The sequence below is a fragment of the Nocardia gipuzkoensis genome, assembly GCF_021183645.1.
Classification (GTDB): Bacteria; Actinomycetota; Actinomycetes; order Mycobacteriales; family Mycobacteriaceae; genus Nocardia; species Nocardia abscessus.
The window spans coordinates 2,012,457-2,027,230 of the sequence record NZ_CP089225.1 but is presented as its reverse complement, the minus strand read 5'-3'; the positions used below and the strand labels follow the sequence as shown (position 1 = coordinate 2,027,230).

General features: G+C 69.0%; 16 protein-coding genes. 11 read left to right on the top strand and 5 right to left on the bottom strand.

Annotation, left to right across the window (positions count from 1 at the left end; all coding sequences use genetic code 11):
• Window positions 1–198: 198 nt before the first annotated feature.
• Both LTT66_RS09280 and LTT66_RS09275 read right to left on the bottom strand, forming a co-directional pair.
• On the bottom strand, window positions 199–1,275 hold the full coding sequence (locus LTT66_RS09280) for an ROK family protein (protein ID WP_233065929.1): 1,077 nt from the start codon (window positions 1,273–1,275) through the stop codon (window positions 199–201).
• A 457-nt stretch (window positions 1,276–1,732) separates the two neighbouring features.
• On the bottom strand, window positions 1,733–2,644 hold the full coding sequence (locus LTT66_RS09275; RefSeq protein WP_233065926.1) for an SIS domain-containing protein: 912 nt from the start codon (window positions 2,642–2,644) through the stop codon (window positions 1,733–1,735).
• Window positions 2,645–2,804: 160 nt separating this feature from the next.
• Between LTT66_RS09275 and LTT66_RS09270 the strand changes: the two genes are divergently transcribed.
• From LTT66_RS09270 to LTT66_RS09250, 5 genes are all read left to right on the top strand, one after another.
• Window positions 2,805–4,055, top strand: coding sequence for an extracellular solute-binding protein (locus LTT66_RS09270; protein WP_233065924.1), 1,251 nt, complete (start codon window positions 2,805–2,807; stop codon window positions 4,053–4,055).
• 28 nt (window positions 4,056–4,083) lie between these two features.
• The gene (locus LTT66_RS09265; protein WP_233065923.1) at window positions 4,084–4,938 is read left to right on the top strand and encodes a carbohydrate ABC transporter permease; all 855 of its coding nucleotides are present in this window, start codon (window positions 4,084–4,086) and stop codon (window positions 4,936–4,938) included.
• Window positions 4,935–5,819 carry a carbohydrate ABC transporter permease gene (locus LTT66_RS09260; RefSeq protein ID WP_233065921.1) on the top strand — a complete coding sequence of 295 codons (885 nt, stop codon included), beginning with the start codon at window positions 4,935–4,937 and terminating at the stop codon, window positions 5,817–5,819. The genes LTT66_RS09265 and LTT66_RS09260 overlap by 4 nt, the downstream gene beginning before the upstream one ends.
• A gap of 113 nt (window positions 5,820–5,932) precedes the next feature.
• Window positions 5,933–6,676, top strand: a complete 744-nt coding sequence (locus tag LTT66_RS09255; protein ID WP_233065919.1) for a TetR/AcrR family transcriptional regulator — start codon at window positions 5,933–5,935, stop codon at window positions 6,674–6,676.
• Between the two features lie 135 nt (window positions 6,677–6,811).
• Window positions 6,812–7,603 (top strand): DeoR/GlpR family DNA-binding transcription regulator, encoded by a 792-nt coding sequence (locus LTT66_RS09250; protein ID WP_043699159.1) that lies wholly within the window; start codon window positions 6,812–6,814, stop codon window positions 7,601–7,603.
• A gap of 15 nt (window positions 7,604–7,618) precedes the next feature.
• Here LTT66_RS09250 and pnuC read toward each other — a convergent pair whose 3' ends face one another.
• Window positions 7,619–8,308, bottom strand: coding sequence for a nicotinamide riboside transporter PnuC (gene pnuC, locus LTT66_RS09245; RefSeq protein ID WP_233065917.1), 690 nt, complete (start codon window positions 8,306–8,308; stop codon window positions 7,619–7,621).
• A 154-nt stretch (window positions 8,309–8,462) separates the two neighbouring features.
• On the opposite strand from pnuC, the gene LTT66_RS09240 reads away from it, so the two are divergent.
• The 4 genes from LTT66_RS09240 to LTT66_RS09225 all read left to right on the top strand — a co-directional run bounded on the left by LTT66_RS09240 (window position 8,463) and on the right by LTT66_RS09225 (window position 12,157).
• Entirely contained in the window at window positions 8,463–9,266 is an 804-nt protein-coding gene (locus LTT66_RS09240; protein ID WP_181720689.1) for an ABC transporter ATP-binding protein, read from the top strand.
• Between the two features lie 118 nt (window positions 9,267–9,384).
• Window positions 9,385–10,131 carry an ABC transporter permease gene (locus LTT66_RS09235; protein ID WP_233065915.1) on the top strand — a complete coding sequence of 249 codons (747 nt, stop codon included), beginning with the start codon at window positions 9,385–9,387 and terminating at the stop codon, window positions 10,129–10,131.
• Window positions 10,132–10,180: 49 nt separating this feature from the next.
• The gene (locus LTT66_RS09230) at window positions 10,181–10,978 is read left to right on the top strand and encodes an ABC transporter permease (RefSeq protein WP_233065912.1); all 798 of its coding nucleotides are present in this window, start codon (window positions 10,181–10,183) and stop codon (window positions 10,976–10,978) included.
• A 90-nt stretch (window positions 10,979–11,068) separates the two neighbouring features.
• Entirely contained in the window at window positions 11,069–12,157 is a 1,089-nt protein-coding gene (locus LTT66_RS09225) for an ABC transporter substrate-binding protein (RefSeq protein ID WP_233065909.1), read from the top strand.
• Here LTT66_RS09225 and LTT66_RS09220 read toward each other — a convergent pair whose 3' ends face one another.
• Together LTT66_RS09220 and LTT66_RS09215 are read right to left on the bottom strand one after the other, a co-directional pair.
• Window positions 12,158–13,195, bottom strand: a complete 1,038-nt coding sequence (locus tag LTT66_RS09220; protein WP_233065906.1) for an XdhC family protein — start codon at window positions 13,193–13,195, stop codon at window positions 12,158–12,160.
• A gap of 13 nt (window positions 13,196–13,208) precedes the next feature.
• Window positions 13,209–13,805, bottom strand: a complete 597-nt coding sequence (locus LTT66_RS09215; RefSeq protein WP_233065902.1) for a nucleotidyltransferase family protein — start codon at window positions 13,803–13,805, stop codon at window positions 13,209–13,211.
• A 149-nt stretch (window positions 13,806–13,954) separates the two neighbouring features.
• Here LTT66_RS09215 and uraD point away from each other — a divergent pair, with 149 nt between their 5' ends.
• Both uraD and uraH read left to right on the top strand, forming a co-directional pair.
• The gene (gene uraD, locus LTT66_RS09210) at window positions 13,955–14,458 is read left to right on the top strand and encodes a 2-oxo-4-hydroxy-4-carboxy-5-ureidoimidazoline decarboxylase (protein WP_195066402.1); all 504 of its coding nucleotides are present in this window, start codon (window positions 13,955–13,957) and stop codon (window positions 14,456–14,458) included.
• Complete coding sequence (gene uraH, locus LTT66_RS09205; protein ID WP_233065899.1) at window positions 14,455–14,772, top strand: hydroxyisourate hydrolase; 318 nt, start codon at window positions 14,455–14,457, stop codon at window positions 14,770–14,772. Before uraD ends, uraH begins: the two co-directional genes overlap by 4 nt.
• Window positions 14,773–14,774: the final 2 nt, after the last annotated feature.

Sequence of the window (14,774 nt, the reverse complement as noted above, 5' to 3'; positions counted from 1 at the left end):
GATCGCACCGGCCGAATTCGAGTCGCGGAAGTCGTCACCACGTCGTCGAGCGTCACACGCGCGCACGGGAGGCGTCCCCGGATCGGCGGTTTCACACGCGCTGTTCACGCCGGGTCCTCCCTGTGTGCAGAAGAGGCGCTGCCGGACGGGCGGGTCCAGGTCCGGCGGGAACGCGGTTCGGCGGTTTCGCACGCGACGTCACGTCAGTGCCCCCTGGCGGGCGAACAGCGCGGCGCCCGCCAGGCCCGCGCGGGCGCCGAATCGGCCGAGCACCACTCGGGGCGGGGGGACCAGGCGGAGGCGGGCGGCCAGGGCCCGGTGCAGTGGGTCGGTGAGTGCCGCGCCCGCTCCGGCGAGTCCGCCGCCGAGGACGACCAGTTCCGGGCAGGCGGCGTGCACGATACCGACCAACCCGTCGGCGAGCGCGTCCACCGCGTCCTCGACCACGGCGGCCGCGTCGGGGTCTGTGGATACCAGTGCGAAAACGTCGGCGGCACCCGCGATCTCATGTCCGGTGCGGCGGGTGTAGGCCCGCGCGATGGCCGCGCCCGACGCGACCGTCTCGACGCACCCGGTATTGCCACAGGGGCAGGGCAACCCGCCCGCACGCCGCACCGGCACGTGCCCGTACTCGCCGACCTGCCCGTAGCCGCTGCGTACCAACCTTCCGCCGACCGACAGGGTTCCCGAGATGCCGGTGCCCAGAATGACGACGCACACATTGTCGTAGCCCTGACCTGCGCCGTACCGCCATTCCGCCCACCCGGCCACGGCGACGTCGTGTTCGATCAGCGTCGGCAGACCCCAGCGGTGGGTGAAGCGGTCACCGACGTGCACGTCCCGCCAACCGACATTGCTGCTGAACACCGCGATCGATCGGGCGGTGTCGACGATGCCGGGCAGCACGACGGCCGCGCGGCGGACGCGACGCCGGTCGGATTCCGGCAGTTCGGCGAGCAACCGCTCACCCAGCTCGCCCATCGCGTCGAAGGCGGCCGGACCGTACGGCGTGGCGACCGCACCCACGGTCAGCGCCGCACCCATAGCGTCGGTGACCTCGCCTTTGATGGTGGTTCCGCCGACATCCACGCCGAGGACGAGCGCGTCGCCCGGCAGCGCCTCCGGGATCGCCGCTGTGCCCAGCGCGGCCGCGGACTGCCCCGCCGACCCCTGGCGCGCGGCCGGGCGGTCGTCGCGGCACGCGCAGTCCGTTCCCGCGGCGCGCGGTCCGGATCCGCCGGAGTCCGGCGGCGTCCGCGGCTGTTCGATTCCCATTCTCGGCACAGTAGTTCGTGGCAACTCCCGCGCCGGTGCACGCGCGGCCTGGGGTGATGTCGTGCCACAGGGCTGGGGCTCCGCCGTGTCCAGGGCAACTACGCGCTCGGATCGGTCCGCGATCCATGGGGTCGCGGCGATGCCGGCCGTGTTCGCCTGGGTGGTCGGCCCCGAGGTGGGGGAGGTGTCGGCCGTGTTCGGTGTGGTGGTGGACTCCGGAGTGGTCCTAGGTGGGGCGGTGCCGGGCGTGTTCGCCGCCGGTGTGGTCGCCGGATGTCCTTGTTCGGTGACCTCGGGTGGCGTGCCGGTGCGCGCGGCCGCCCGGAGTCGGGTGTCGACGCCGAGGATCGCCGTCGCCGGGGCGGTTCGGTGGCGGGCCGGGTCTCGTCGCGGCGTATCCGGAACGTCCGCGATCGAAGGACCCGAGCCCCGGCCGGTATTCACCGCACGCCCTCGATCACGACTTCAGGACCACCGAGCGATTCAGGCCGCGTGGGTGGTCGGGGTCGAGGCCCAGGTCGGCGGAACGCAGGAGGCAGAGCCGGTGCACTCGGAGCAGGTCCGCCATCGGGTCGATGTCGCGGTGTTCCAGATGCGCTCCCGTGGCGGCGACGTCGTCGGCGAAGTCCGGCTCCAGTGACCCGAAGGCCCAGACCGCCCGGCCGGGCGCCGAGATGGCGATCGGCCCGTGGCGGTACTCGGTCGCCGGGTACGCCTCGGTCCAGGACTGGCAGGATTCGCGCAGCTTGAGCGCGGCCTCCTCGGCGAGGGCGGCCGCGAATCCCATGCCGACGAAGCTGATCTGCTCGGCGCGGCGTACCGCGGCCAGTGACTCGGCGGGATCCTCGGCGAGCACCGCGCGCGCCTGGGCGATCACCGGCGCCAGGTCTTCGCCCAGGTGACTGCGCAGGATGGCCAGGGTGGTCGTCGCGAAGCGGGTCTGCACCACCGATCGCTCGTCGACCCGGTCGATGAGGATCGGATCGCCCAGCTCGAGGACGGGTGTGCCAGGGCTGGAACAGATCACCGCGCGCGGCGTGCGCGCCGGGATGTCCCGCATGGCACGCACCACTTCGGTGGTCGTGCCGGAGCGGCAGATCACCAGGTAGCGCTCGTATCCGCGATCGCGAACCGCGCTGGCCGGCCAGGCGTCGGTGATCCCCAGGCCGGCGCCTTCGCGCAGCGCCGCGATCGCGCGGGACATGAAATATGAGGTGCCGCAGCCGATCACGGCGACACGCTCGCCCGGTCTCGGCAGTGCGGCGCGATGGTCGGCGGCGACGGTCGCGGCGTGCGTCCAGTCGTCCGGCTGGGTGGCTACCTCGGTGGCCAGATGCGGTTCCGGCGTGTGGTCGGCAGGCGTTGGCACCGGAACAGCTTCACCCTATGTGATCGTTCATGTCAAATTTACGATCAAATCAGTCACATATGATCACAATACGGGCTACATTCAGCTGCACGGACGGTGCGTCCTCCCATCATCGGCGCCTGCGCTGGCGCGGGGTGGGTAAATCTGAAAGGTTCTGCTCGTGAAAAGACCATTCCACCGCGTGCTTGCCGGAGTCGCGATGGTCACCGGCGTCGCGCTGGCCCTCTCGTCCTGCGGGTTCGGTTCGAAAGACGCCGCGGACTCCGATACCACGATCAATTTCCTCGCCCCCGTCTACAGCGACGGCGCCACGGGCACCAAGGCGCTGTGGGAAGGCATCGTCGCCGAGTTCCAGAAGCAGAATCCGGGAATCACTGTCACTGTGCAGATGGAGTCGTGGAACTCGATCAACGACGTCGTGCGCACGAAACTGCAGTCCCAGTCGACCACCCCGGACATCCTCAACATCGACGCCTACGCCGGCTTCGCGAGCGACGGCCTGCTCTACCCGGCCACCGAGATCGTCTCCGCGCCGGTGCTGGCCGACATCCAGCCTGCCTTCGCGCAGAACGCGGCGCTGAACGGAACGCAATACGCGCTGCCGCTGTTCGCCTCCACCCGCACCCTGTTCTACAACACCGAGTTGTTCGAGAAGGCGGGCATCGTCCGGCCGCCGAAGAACTGGGCCGAGCTGACCGACGCGGCGAAGAAGATCCAGGCGCTCGGCGGCGGCGTCTCCGGGTACGGCCTGCCGCTGGGCAGCGAGGAGGCGCAGGGCGAGACCTCCATCTGGACCTTCGGCGCGGGCGGCTCCTGGGCCGACGGCGACCGGATCACGGTGGACACCCCGCAGAACCTGGAGGGGGTGCGTGCCATGCGTGAGCTCATCGATACCGGTGCCACCCAGCCGAATCCGGGCGCGACCGACCGCAAGGACGTGATCAACGCCTTCATCCAGGGCAAGATCGGCATGATCGAGGCGCTGCCGCCCACCATCGGCCAGATCACCGCGAAGAACCCCGGTCTGCGGTACGCGACCGCGCCCTCGCCGACCAAGACCGGCACGCCGGTCACCCTCGGCGTGGCCGATCACCTGATGGCGTTCAAGAAGGACGGCAGGAAGGCGGAGTCGATCAAGAAGTTCCTCGACTACTTCTACTCGGCCGCGGTCTACGCCGACTTCGTCAAGCACGAGGGCTTCATCCCGATCACCCACAGCGCGGCGACGACGCTCGCCGACGACCCGGTCACCAAGGCATTCGCCGCCACGCTGCCGGTGGCGCGGTTCTACCCGAGCAACAATCCGAAGTGGGCCGCGGCGCAGGGCACCATCCGTCAGCAGATGGGCACCATCGGGCAGGGCGCGGATCCGGCGCAGGTATTGCGCCGGATCCAGGAAGCCGCGAATTGACGTGCGGCGCAGAGGAATACTGGCGGCGTTGCCGTGGATCGGGCCGTCGCTGGTCCTGATCGCGGCCATCGTCGCCTTCCCGGCCTGCTACATGGTGTGGACCAGCACCAGGGACCTCAGCGCCTACGGCCAGGACCGGGGCAGCGCCGGACTGGCCAACTACCGCACCCTGTTCGGAATCTCCGAACTCGGCTCGGTGCTGGCCCACACCGTGGTCTGGGTGGTCGGCGTCGTGCTGCTCACCCTGGTGCTGTCCGCGGCGCTGGCGCAGTTCCTGAACAAGGACTTCCCCGGACGCACCGCGGTGCGGATGGCGATCCTGGTGCCGTGGGCGGCATCGGTGGTGATGACGACGACGATCTTCTATTACATGCTCGATCCGGACGTCGGTATCGCCAACCGGTTCCTGGTCGACATCGGCGTGCTCGACCGCGGCTACGGCTTCACCAAACAGCCCACGCAGGCGTTCCTCGTGGCGATGGGCGTCGCGGTGTTCGTCTCGGTGCCGTTCACCACCTACACGATTCTGGCGGGACTGCAATCCATTCCGGCCGAGATCGATGAGGCGGGTCGCGTCGACGGAGCGGGCCCGTGGCAGCGCTACCGCTATCTCACCCTGCCGCAGCTGCGCCCGGCGATCGCGGTGGCGACCATCATCAACATCATCAACGTGTTCAACTCGCTGCCCATCCTGCAGGTGATCACCGGCAGCATCGCCGGATTCTCGGCGGACACCACCACGACGCTCACGTTCAAGCTGATCCGGCAGAACCAGCAGATCGACACCGCCGCCGCGATGAGCGTGCTGAACTTCGCGCTGATCGTCGTGATCATCGCGATCTACGTTCGGCTGGTCCGTCCGACCAGGGAGGTCGACCGATGACCGCGCGGCCCGAGGTACTCGAGCCGGGCGCCCCGGCCGCGCCGTCGTCCGAACGCGCCGGACGACGGCGCTGGGAACTTACCGCGGTCGGTGTGGTGCTCGCCGCGGTGTTCCTGCTGCCGTTCGTCGTGATGGTGCTCGGTTCGCTGAAGAGCAGGGCCGAGATCCTGCGCATCCCGCCGACGTATCTGCCGCAGACCTGGCATCCGGACAACTACGCGACGATGTGGGACACCCCGGAGACGCCGCTGCCGTTCAATCTGGCCAGCACGATCATCATCGCGGTCTGCGCCACCGCGCTGGTGCTGGTCGTGGCGATTCCGGCGGGGTACTACACGGCGCGGCACCGCTTTCCGGGGCGCGGTGCGTTCCTCGGCGTGGTGCTGGTGACCCAGATGTTGCAGCCCACGGTGCTGGTCACCGGGTTGATCCGGGAGTTCTTCGTGCTCGGCATCAACGACACCTGGCTGGCGATGATCCTGGTGAACGCCGCGTTCAATCTGTCCTTCGCGGTGTGGATTCTGCACAGCTTCTTCGCCGCGATCCCGGTGGAGATCGAGGAGGCCGCCATGCTCGACGGACTCGGCCGCTGGCAGACGCTGACCCGGGTGAGCCTCCCGCTGGTCTGGCCCGGCATCGTCACCGCCACGATCTTCGTCGTGGTGGCGTGCTGGAACGAATTCGCCGCGAGCCTGGTCGTGCTGACCACCCCGGAGAATCAGCCGCTGTCGGTGGCGCTGACCAAGTTCGTCGGCCAGTACGACACGGCATGGCAGTACGTGTTCGCGATTTCCACCGTCGGCATCATTCCGGTGGTGCTGCTGTTCGCTGTCATCGAGAAGCGTCTGGTGGCTGGATTGACGGCGGGCAGTGTGAAATAGCTCGGACACGATGGAATCCGTTGCCGCGCATGACACGAGCGCTGGAGGGCCGAGGCGATCGAATCGTCCGTTCGGCGCGCTGCCGGGAGGTAGCCGCGCGGTAGCATCGAACGGTGACACTGCGGGATCACGGACTGAAGGACGGTCGCAGCTACGGCGGGCTGTCCAAGGAACAGCGGGTGGCCCAGCGGCAGACCCGGTTGATCGACGCCGCCCTCGAACTATTCGGCACCCAGGGTTACGCGGCCACCTCCATCGAACGCCTCTGCACCCTGGCGAATGTCTCCACACGCAGCTTCTACGAGGACATGGGCAGTCGCGAGGCGCTGCTCATCGCCTTGGGCAACCGCATCACCTCCCGCGCTCTGGAGTGCGCGCTCGCGGCGCTGGCGGCCACCGAGAACGAGCCGCTGCCCACGCGCGTGGTGGCGAGTTTCCGCGCGTATCTGGGCGTCACGTGTGCCGACGCCCGGTGCGCGCGCGTGTGCTACGTCGAGGTGGTCGGCGTGAGCGCCGCGGTGGAGGAGTGGCGCAGGCAGCAGCGCCGCCTGCTGTCGGCGTTGCTGATCAGCGAGGCCGAACGCGCCGTCGGCCGCGGCGAGACCGGCCCCCGGCGCTTCGATCTCTTCGCGCTGGCGGTGATCGGCGCGGTCACCTCCCTCGCCCAGGAAACGGTGCAGAGCACAGCGCCGGATGTGGCGGTGGGGCTGGACGAAATCTGCGAGGAAATCGCGTATTTCGTGAATTCCGGTCTGTCCCATCCGCGCGTCGACCTGGGCGCGAAGGGAGAAGACCGGCGCGGCCCCGAGTCGCCGCGGCTGCTGCACAGACCGGCAGCAGAGGCCGATGTGTCCTGACCCGGCCCGGCTTGGCATCGGACGTGGGGAATCTCTACGGTCGGCGGGTGCGTGTGTTCATATTGTTCGCGTGCTCGCCGAAACAGCAGGTTCGCCGCACGACGTCCGCCGTGTGCGGCGAACGGGCGGTGTGAGATGACCGGACCGACCGATCGTCCGCAGCGATGGAACCGGTTGCTGGAACTGCTCGCCGAATCCGGGCGGCTCTCGGTGGAGGAGGCGGCCGAGCGGCTCGGCGTGTCCGCCGCCACTGTGCGCCGCGATTTCACCGCCCTCGCCGAACAGCAGTTGGCGACCAGGACGCACGGCGGCGTGGTGGCGACCGCGGTGGCCTACGACCTGCCCGCGCGCTATCGGCAGTCCGCGGGCGAGGCCAAGCAGCGCATCGCCGAACACGCCGCGTCGCTGGTCGATCCGCACGCGGTGGTGGGGATGAACGGCGGCACCACCACCACGGCCGTGGCCAGGGCGCTGGCCCGGCGCACCGACTTGGGGCCTGCCGGTGACGAGCAGCTGACCATCGTCACCAACGCGCTGAACATCGCGGGCGAGATGGTGTTGCGGCCGCACATGCGCACCATCGTCCTCGGCGGGGTGGCGCGGCGGGAATCCTACGAGTTGCACGGGCCACTGGCCGAACGGGCGCTGGCGCAATTGCGGCTCGATGATCTCGTGCTCGGCGTGAACGCGATCTCCGCCGAGGGCGGCGCTCAGTGCAGGCACATCGACGAGGCCGGGGTGACCACCGAGATGGTGCGGCGTTCCGGGCGGGTGCTGGTGGTGGCCACGGGGGACAAGCTCGAGCGCACGGCGCTGGCCCGCATCTGCGGTATCGAGCAGGTGCAGGTGCTGGTCACCGACACCGAAGCCGATCCGGCCGCAGTGGAGAAGATCCGAGCCGCGGGCGTGCGGGTCGACGTGGTGTAGGCCAGCCGGACCGATTTACTCCACGGCGGCCTGTTCCAGGGGCCGCGTGGTCTGCGCGTCCGGCCGTATGCTGCGGGTCCACACCAGGAATCCCCAGGTCACGAAGCCCGCGTAGACGAGATACAAAGCGGCCGATGGGTAGTACTCCGCCCGCACCAGCAGGGGGATGCCGACCAGGTCGACGGCGATCCAGATCAACCAGAACTCGGCCAGCCCCCGAGCCATGCCGTAGGTGGCCAGCACCGATCCGGTGAAGATCCACGCCTCGGCCCACGGGCCGTAGGAGCCGAGCCACGCGAACAGCTGGGCGAACACCACCGTGCCCGCGAGCATCGCCACCACGAGGACGACGCGTTCGCGCGGACCGGCCCAGCGCGGGTCGACGCCGCGGTGCTCGAGCCCGGCCTCGCGCGCGGAGTGGCGATACCAGCTCCACCACCCGTACACGCTGACCGCGACGAACATCAGCTGCCGTCCGGCTTGTCCGGCCATGTTCAGCTGCTGTGGGGTATGGAACACGCCGCCGACGAACACGGTGAACAGCAGCGCGTTCCCGGCGATGCCGACCGGCCAGGCCCAGACACGCCGCCGCATGCCGCCGATCGCGGAGGCCAGGCCGAAGCCGTTGCCGATCACTTCGCGCCAGAGGATCTCCGAGCCCGCGATGTGCAGCTTGGCGTCGAGCAGCGTGAGGAGCGGGTTCACCTGTCGTGTAACCCGCGGCGGGGCGTATCTCATCCGATCGGCTCGCCGCGATTCGAAATCCACGCTGCCGCCGCGGTGCGGACCGTAACGATTGCGCAATCCGGCGACGCGATTCGCAATGTCCGTGCAATGAGGTGCTCTTATCGTGGCCGTCATGAGGACGGAGAGCGGTACCGCCGGGGGGACCGGAATTCAGCTCAGCGGATTGACCAAGACCTTCCGGGTCGGACGGAAGACCGTGCAGGCGTTGGCGAGCGTCGATTTGCACACCGAGCAGGGCGCGTTCCTGTCGCTGCTGGGCCCGTCCGGTTGTGGCAAGTCGACGGTGCTGCGCATACTCGCCGGCTTGGAGACCCCGACCGCCGGTACGGCGCTGATCGATGGTGCCACGCCCGCCGAACTGCGCGGCCACCACGCGCTGGGCATCGCGTTCCAGGATTCGGCGCTGCTGCCGTGGCGATCGGTGGAGTCGAATATCAAGCTGCCGTTGCAAGTCGCGGGCATCGCCCCGGAACCGGGCCAGATCGATGACCTGATCCGATTGGTCGGGCTGGAGGGTTTCGAGAAGGCCAAGCCCGCCCAACTGTCCGGCGGTATGCGCCAGCGCGTCTCGATCGCGCGGGCGCTGGTGGTGAAGCCGACCGTGCTGCTGCTGGACGAACCTTTCGGTGCGCTCGACGACATGACCAGGCAGCGGCTCAATCTGGAGTTGCTGCGAATCTGGACCGAGAAGCCCGCGACCACGCTGATGGTGACCCACGGCATCGCGGAGGCGGTGTTCCTGTCCGACGTGGTGGCCGTGCTGAGCCCGCGGCCGGGGCGGGTGCTGGAGCTGGTCGAGATCGACCTGCCGCGCCCGCGGCTGCCGGAGATGATGCGAACGCCGGAGTTCCACAAGTTGCACGACTACCTGTCGGAGCTGCTGTTCGGGACTTCGGGGAAAGGAGGAGTCGCATGAACGGGTCACACTCGGAACGCTGCCCGCGCCACGGCAAGCCGGGCAGGCAGCGGTCGAGCGCGCGCGGGCCGGTGCGGCGGCACCCGCTCACGTGCTGGGTCCGGGCCGGGGGTGGGGAGTGAAGCGCTTCGGCGGCGCGCTCGGCGTGCTCGGGCTGGTCGCGGTGTGGTGGGCGCTCGCGGCGTTGGGGGTGGCGGGCGGCACCATACCCACTCCCTGGCAGGTGCTGCACACCATGTCCACCGACGGATGGGACCTCTACGGTCCCAATTTCCGGATCACCGCGCTCGGCGCGTTGCAGGGATTCATCTGGGGCAACGGCCTCGCCATCGCGCTGGCCGTGCTGATCATGCTGGTCCCGCCGATCGAGTCGCTGGCCACCCAGCTGGCGATCCTGAGCTATTGCACGCCGCTGCTGGCGCTGGGCCCGATCATCCTGGTGGTCTTCGGCGGACGCACGCCGACGGTGTTCCTGGCCGCGATGTACTGCTTCTTCACGACAATGGTCGGCACCGTCGCAGGGTTGCGCTCGGCCGACCGGACCAGCCTGGACCTGGTGCGCGCCTACGGCGGCGGACGCTGGCAGCAGCTGTACCGGGTGCAGGCGATCTCGGCGCTGCCGAGCACCTTCGCGGCCTTGAAGATCGCCGCGCCGTCGGCCGTGCTGGGCGCGATCATCGGGGAGTACCTCGGTGGCGTGGACAGCGGGATCGGGGTGGCCCTGACCGCCGCGCAGACCTCCTACAACGTGCCGCGCACCTGGGGTTTGGCGCTGGCCGCGGCGGCGCTGGCCGGACTCGGATACGCACTGGTGGCGCTGGCCGCGCGCTTGGCGGCCCCGTGGACCGCGCGGGAGGCGCGATGAAAAGCTCCACAGCGAAGCGGGTTCCGCGCGACCAGGTCGAGGAGGCCCGATGAAGCTCCTGCGACGGATCGGGATCTTCCTGTTGCCGCTGGCCACCTCGCTGCTGCTGATGCTGGCGATCTGGTACGTCTTCCTGAAGGCGTTCCCGCAGGTCGGTCCGCGGGTCGGCAAGACACCCGGCGATATCTGGACCTACTTGGTCACGGCGCCGAACGCCGCCGCCGCACGGCAGGCGATCCTGGACGACCTGCAGATCACACTGCGCGACGCGGCCATCGGATTCGGCGCGGGCATGCTGGCCGCGGTGGTGGTGGCGGCGCTGTTCGTGTCGTTCGCCGCGGTCGAGCAGACCTTTCTCCCGGTGGCGATGCTGTTGCGCTCGGTGCCGCTGGTCGCGCTCACGCCGATCATCGTGCTGGTGTTCGGCCGTGGCCTGGCCGGGGTCGCGGTGCTCGCGGGAATCGTGGTGTTCTTCCCCGCCCTGGTCATGATCATGGCGGGACTGCGCGACGCGCCGCGGCAGGCGCTGGAGCTGGTGGCCGCCTACGGCGGGTCCCGGTGGACCGGGTTGCGTATGGTGGCCGTGCCCGCGGCCCTGCCTTCGGTGTTCGCCGCCGCGCGTATCTCGGTGCCGGGCGCGCTGATCGGCGCGTTGCTCGGCGAGTGGCTGGGCAGCGGAACGGGACTGGGAGCCAGCTTGATCCGGGCCATCCCCACATTCCAATACAGCAAGCTGTGGGCCTCGATCGTGCTCGTCACGCTGGTCTCCGTGGTGCTCTACGCGATCGTCGGCGTCATCGAGAACCTGGTGCTCGCCCGGTTCGGGCCGGAAGCGGGACGGCTTTGATCCGACGGTCATCCCGGCGAAATTCGCGCGAATCCGCGCTCGGAACGTCAAAGTAAAGAAAATGAAACGCGCTACACCTAGATTCGGCCCATGACACCCGTGCAACGCTCCACGTTCGGGCACCTGAACCGACGCTCGTTTCTCCGCTACTCCGCGCTCGCCGGCGCCGCGCTGGGCGGCGCGGGGGCGCTGGCCGCCTGCGGCGGAAACTCCGGCGACTCCTCGGGCGGCACCACCGCGGACGGTTCGAAATACGGCAGGGTCGCGGTGCAACTGTCCTGGCTGAAGAACATCGAATTCGCGGGCGAATACTTCGCCGACGCGAAAGGGTATTTCCGGGAGGCCGGTTTCGGCTCGGTCGACCTCATCGCAGGCGGCGCGGCCAGCACGTCGGTGGAGGCCGGATTGGACACGGGAAAGGTGTGGCTGGGACTGTCCGCCCCGCAGACCACCGCACCGGCGATCCTGGAGGGACTCCCGGCCAAGATCGTCGCCACCACGTATCAGAAAAATCCGTTCGCGATCGTCTCCTCCGCGGCGAGGCCGATCAATTCGCCCGAGGACATGAGGGGCCGCAAGATCGGCGTGCAAGACACCAACCAGCTGATCTTCAACGCGCTGCTCACGGCCAACGGGATGAAGCCGGGCGATGTCACCGTCGTGCCCGCGCAATTCGACCCGACCCCACTGGCCAACGGGGAGGTCGACGGGTGGGTGAGCTATGTGACCAACGAGCCGATCACGCTGGCGGCAAAGGGATTCCAGAACACGCACTTCCTGTTCGCCGACTTCAACCTGCCGCTGGTCGCGGAGACGCTCACGGTGGCGCAGTCCACCATCGACAAAGAGCGCGACAAATTGAAGGCGTTCCTGGCCGCCGAGATCAAGGGCTGGAAGGACGCGGTGGCGGACCCGGCCGAGTCGGCCCGGCTCGCCGTCGAGGTGTACGGCAAGGACCAGAAGCTCGATCTCGCCGAGCAGACGAAAGAGGCGATCGCGCAGAACGATCTGGTGGTCTCGGCGGACACGGCCGCGAATGGCTTGCTCTCGATGACCGACGCGCTGATCGAGCAGAACATCGCCGCGCTGCGCACCGCGAAGATAGATATCAAAGCCGCGCAGCTGTTCGACCTGTCCGTGCTGCGCGAGGTGTATGCCGAGAATCCCGGCCTGAAGTGACTAGATGCCAAGCCCCACAGCGGTTTTCGGCGTGATCGGGATTTCGCCGCTGTGCGGGTCGGCCGCTCGCGCCGGTTGCGCGGCGCGGGCGGCCAGCAGTTCGGCCGCGATGGCGACCGCCATCTCGGGTGCGGTGCGTGCGCCGATGTCGAGTCCCGCGGGCGAATGCAGCCGCGCGAGCGTCTCCGCGCTGAAACCGCCTGCCTGGAGATCCTCCATGCGCCGGATGTGCACCTGACGTGAGCCCATGGCGCCGAGGTAGCCGAGCTCGGGTAGTCGCAGCGCCACGGTGAGCAGGGGAATCTCGAACATGGGATCGTGCGATAGGACGACTATGGCTGTGTTGTTGTCGATTTCACCGGCAGCGGAGAGCGTGTTGAGATAGCGGTGCGGCCAGTCGACCACGACCTCGGCGCCGGGAAACGATTCCGGCGTGGCGAAATTGGGGCGCGAGTCGCAAATCGTCACCCGGTAGCCGAGCAACTCGGCCTGCACGGTCAGTGCGGCGGCGAAGGAATTTGCGCCGAAGATGATCAGGCGCGGCGGCGGGGCGAAGGAAGAGACGAAGACGTCGGAATCCGGTAGCGCGACCAGTTCGGTGGCGTGCTTCTTGTCGGTGATCAGGTGCTGGCCGATCAGGTCGGCATCGGAGTTCCATACCACCGTGAAGACGGTGACCCTGCGGTGCGCCGCGATCTCGGCGGCGACATCCGGGAACTCCGGGAAGTGTCTTCGAGAGAACGGTTCGGTGAAGACGTCCATCATCCCCTCGCCGTTGGCGCCCGACTCCAGGCCGGTGGCCACGCCGAAGCGGTGCATCGCGCGACGGCCGGTGCGCGCTGCCTGGAACACCGCCTCGTACGCGATCTCCTCCAGCCCGCCCGCGGCGACCGAACCGTAGACGCCCCCCTCCGGGTCGACCAGCATCGCCGAGCCCACCGGTAAGGGGGCGGCGCCCACGGTGCGCACAACGGTGCCGAGTCCGCCGGTCCGGCCCGAGTGCCACACCCGCAACAGGTCGTCGACGATGTCCCGCATCAGCTAGCTCCGATCACCGTGCGGTCGTGGCCGGGAAGTCACGATCGACGCCCGTCGCCAAATCGTCGCACGTGACGCACACCATATCGTTTCTGCCGGTCAAATAGGCGCGGGCTCCGGAATCTCCCGCCGACGACCCAGAAATCGCATTCCAGTGCTTGTGGGTTATAACAACGGGGTGTCCAGGTGTGTTGTGGAACACAGCGCGCGCCAGGCCGCTCGGGGCAGCCAGCGCGGCGGCGAGCACCCGGGCGACCACATCGGCGCCGACATCGGGGGTGTCCACCGGCATGATCGCGGCGTAGCGGGCGGGGGTGCTCGCCGCGGCGATCAGACCCGCCCGCAGTGAGGCGCTCAGCCCGGTGGCCCAGTCGGGCGCCCACACGTGGCGCACGTTCGGCGGCAGGTCGACGATCTCCGGTTTCGGGCCGGTCGCGCCGAGGACCACGATGACCGGATCGCACCCCCCGTCGCGCAGCGCGGCGACCGTCGCGCGCAGCCAGGCGCCGCGCTCGGCGAGCACTTTGGGTTTTCCGTAGCGGGTCCCGGCGCCTGCGGCGAGCACGATGCCCGCGCACGGTGCGACGACCGGGCGATCAGGGTCAGCCATAGCTAAGAAGGTAATACCGGGCGGTCTGCGCCGCACGATGGAAATCCGGTGCTCAGACGTGGTCCCGCCGTGTCGGCGCGCGCGACACGCCGATCGTGATCCATCCCGTTCGGGTGGCGGCTCACCGGGTCGTATTCGATGCTGGTCCGATGACGGATCAGCGACCCGGAATCGCGGCGTTCGACGCGCTGTCCGACGACGCGGCCTACCGGGCGGTGCTCGGCTGCTGCTCGTCGCCGGGCTTCGCGCGGTCGCTGGTCGAGGGCCGTCCGTACCGCAGTGTGGCGGCGCTGCTCGACGCGGCGGACGCGGCGTCGGCGCGACTGCCGGAGGCCGAACTCGACCTGGCGCTCGCGGGGCATCCCCGGATCGGGGAGCGGCCGCACTCCGCCGCGTCGGCCCGGGAGCAGGCCGGGGTGGCGGGAGCGGCCGACGCGGTACGCGCGGCACTCGCCGCGGGCAACCGCGCCTATGAGGAACGGTTCGGGCATATCTACCTGGTGTGCGCGAGCGGAAGGTCGGCCGAGGAGTTGCTCGCACTGCTCAATGCCCGGCTGCGCAATGATCCCGAGACCGAAAGGCGTGTCGTGCGAACAGAACTGGGGAAGATCAACCGCATCCGGCTGCGCGCGCTGCTGGAGCGGCGGCCATGAGCACACTGAGCACCCACGTGCTGGACGCGGTGCTCGGTGCGCCCGCCGCGGGCGTCACGGTGACGTTGTACCGGCAGGATCGGCGACTCGATTCGGGCGAAACGGATGTCGGCGGACGGGTCGGGGCGTTGGGCGAAGCGCTCGCACCCGGAACCTATCGCCTGGTGTTCGACACCGGCGCCTACTTCGCGGGCCGGGACGTCGAAACCTTCTATCCAGAGGTGGTCATCGCGTTCGTCGTCACCGAGGAGCGGCACTATCACGTCCCGTTGCTGTTGTCGCCGTTCGCCTTTTCCACCTATCGAGGGAGCTGAGC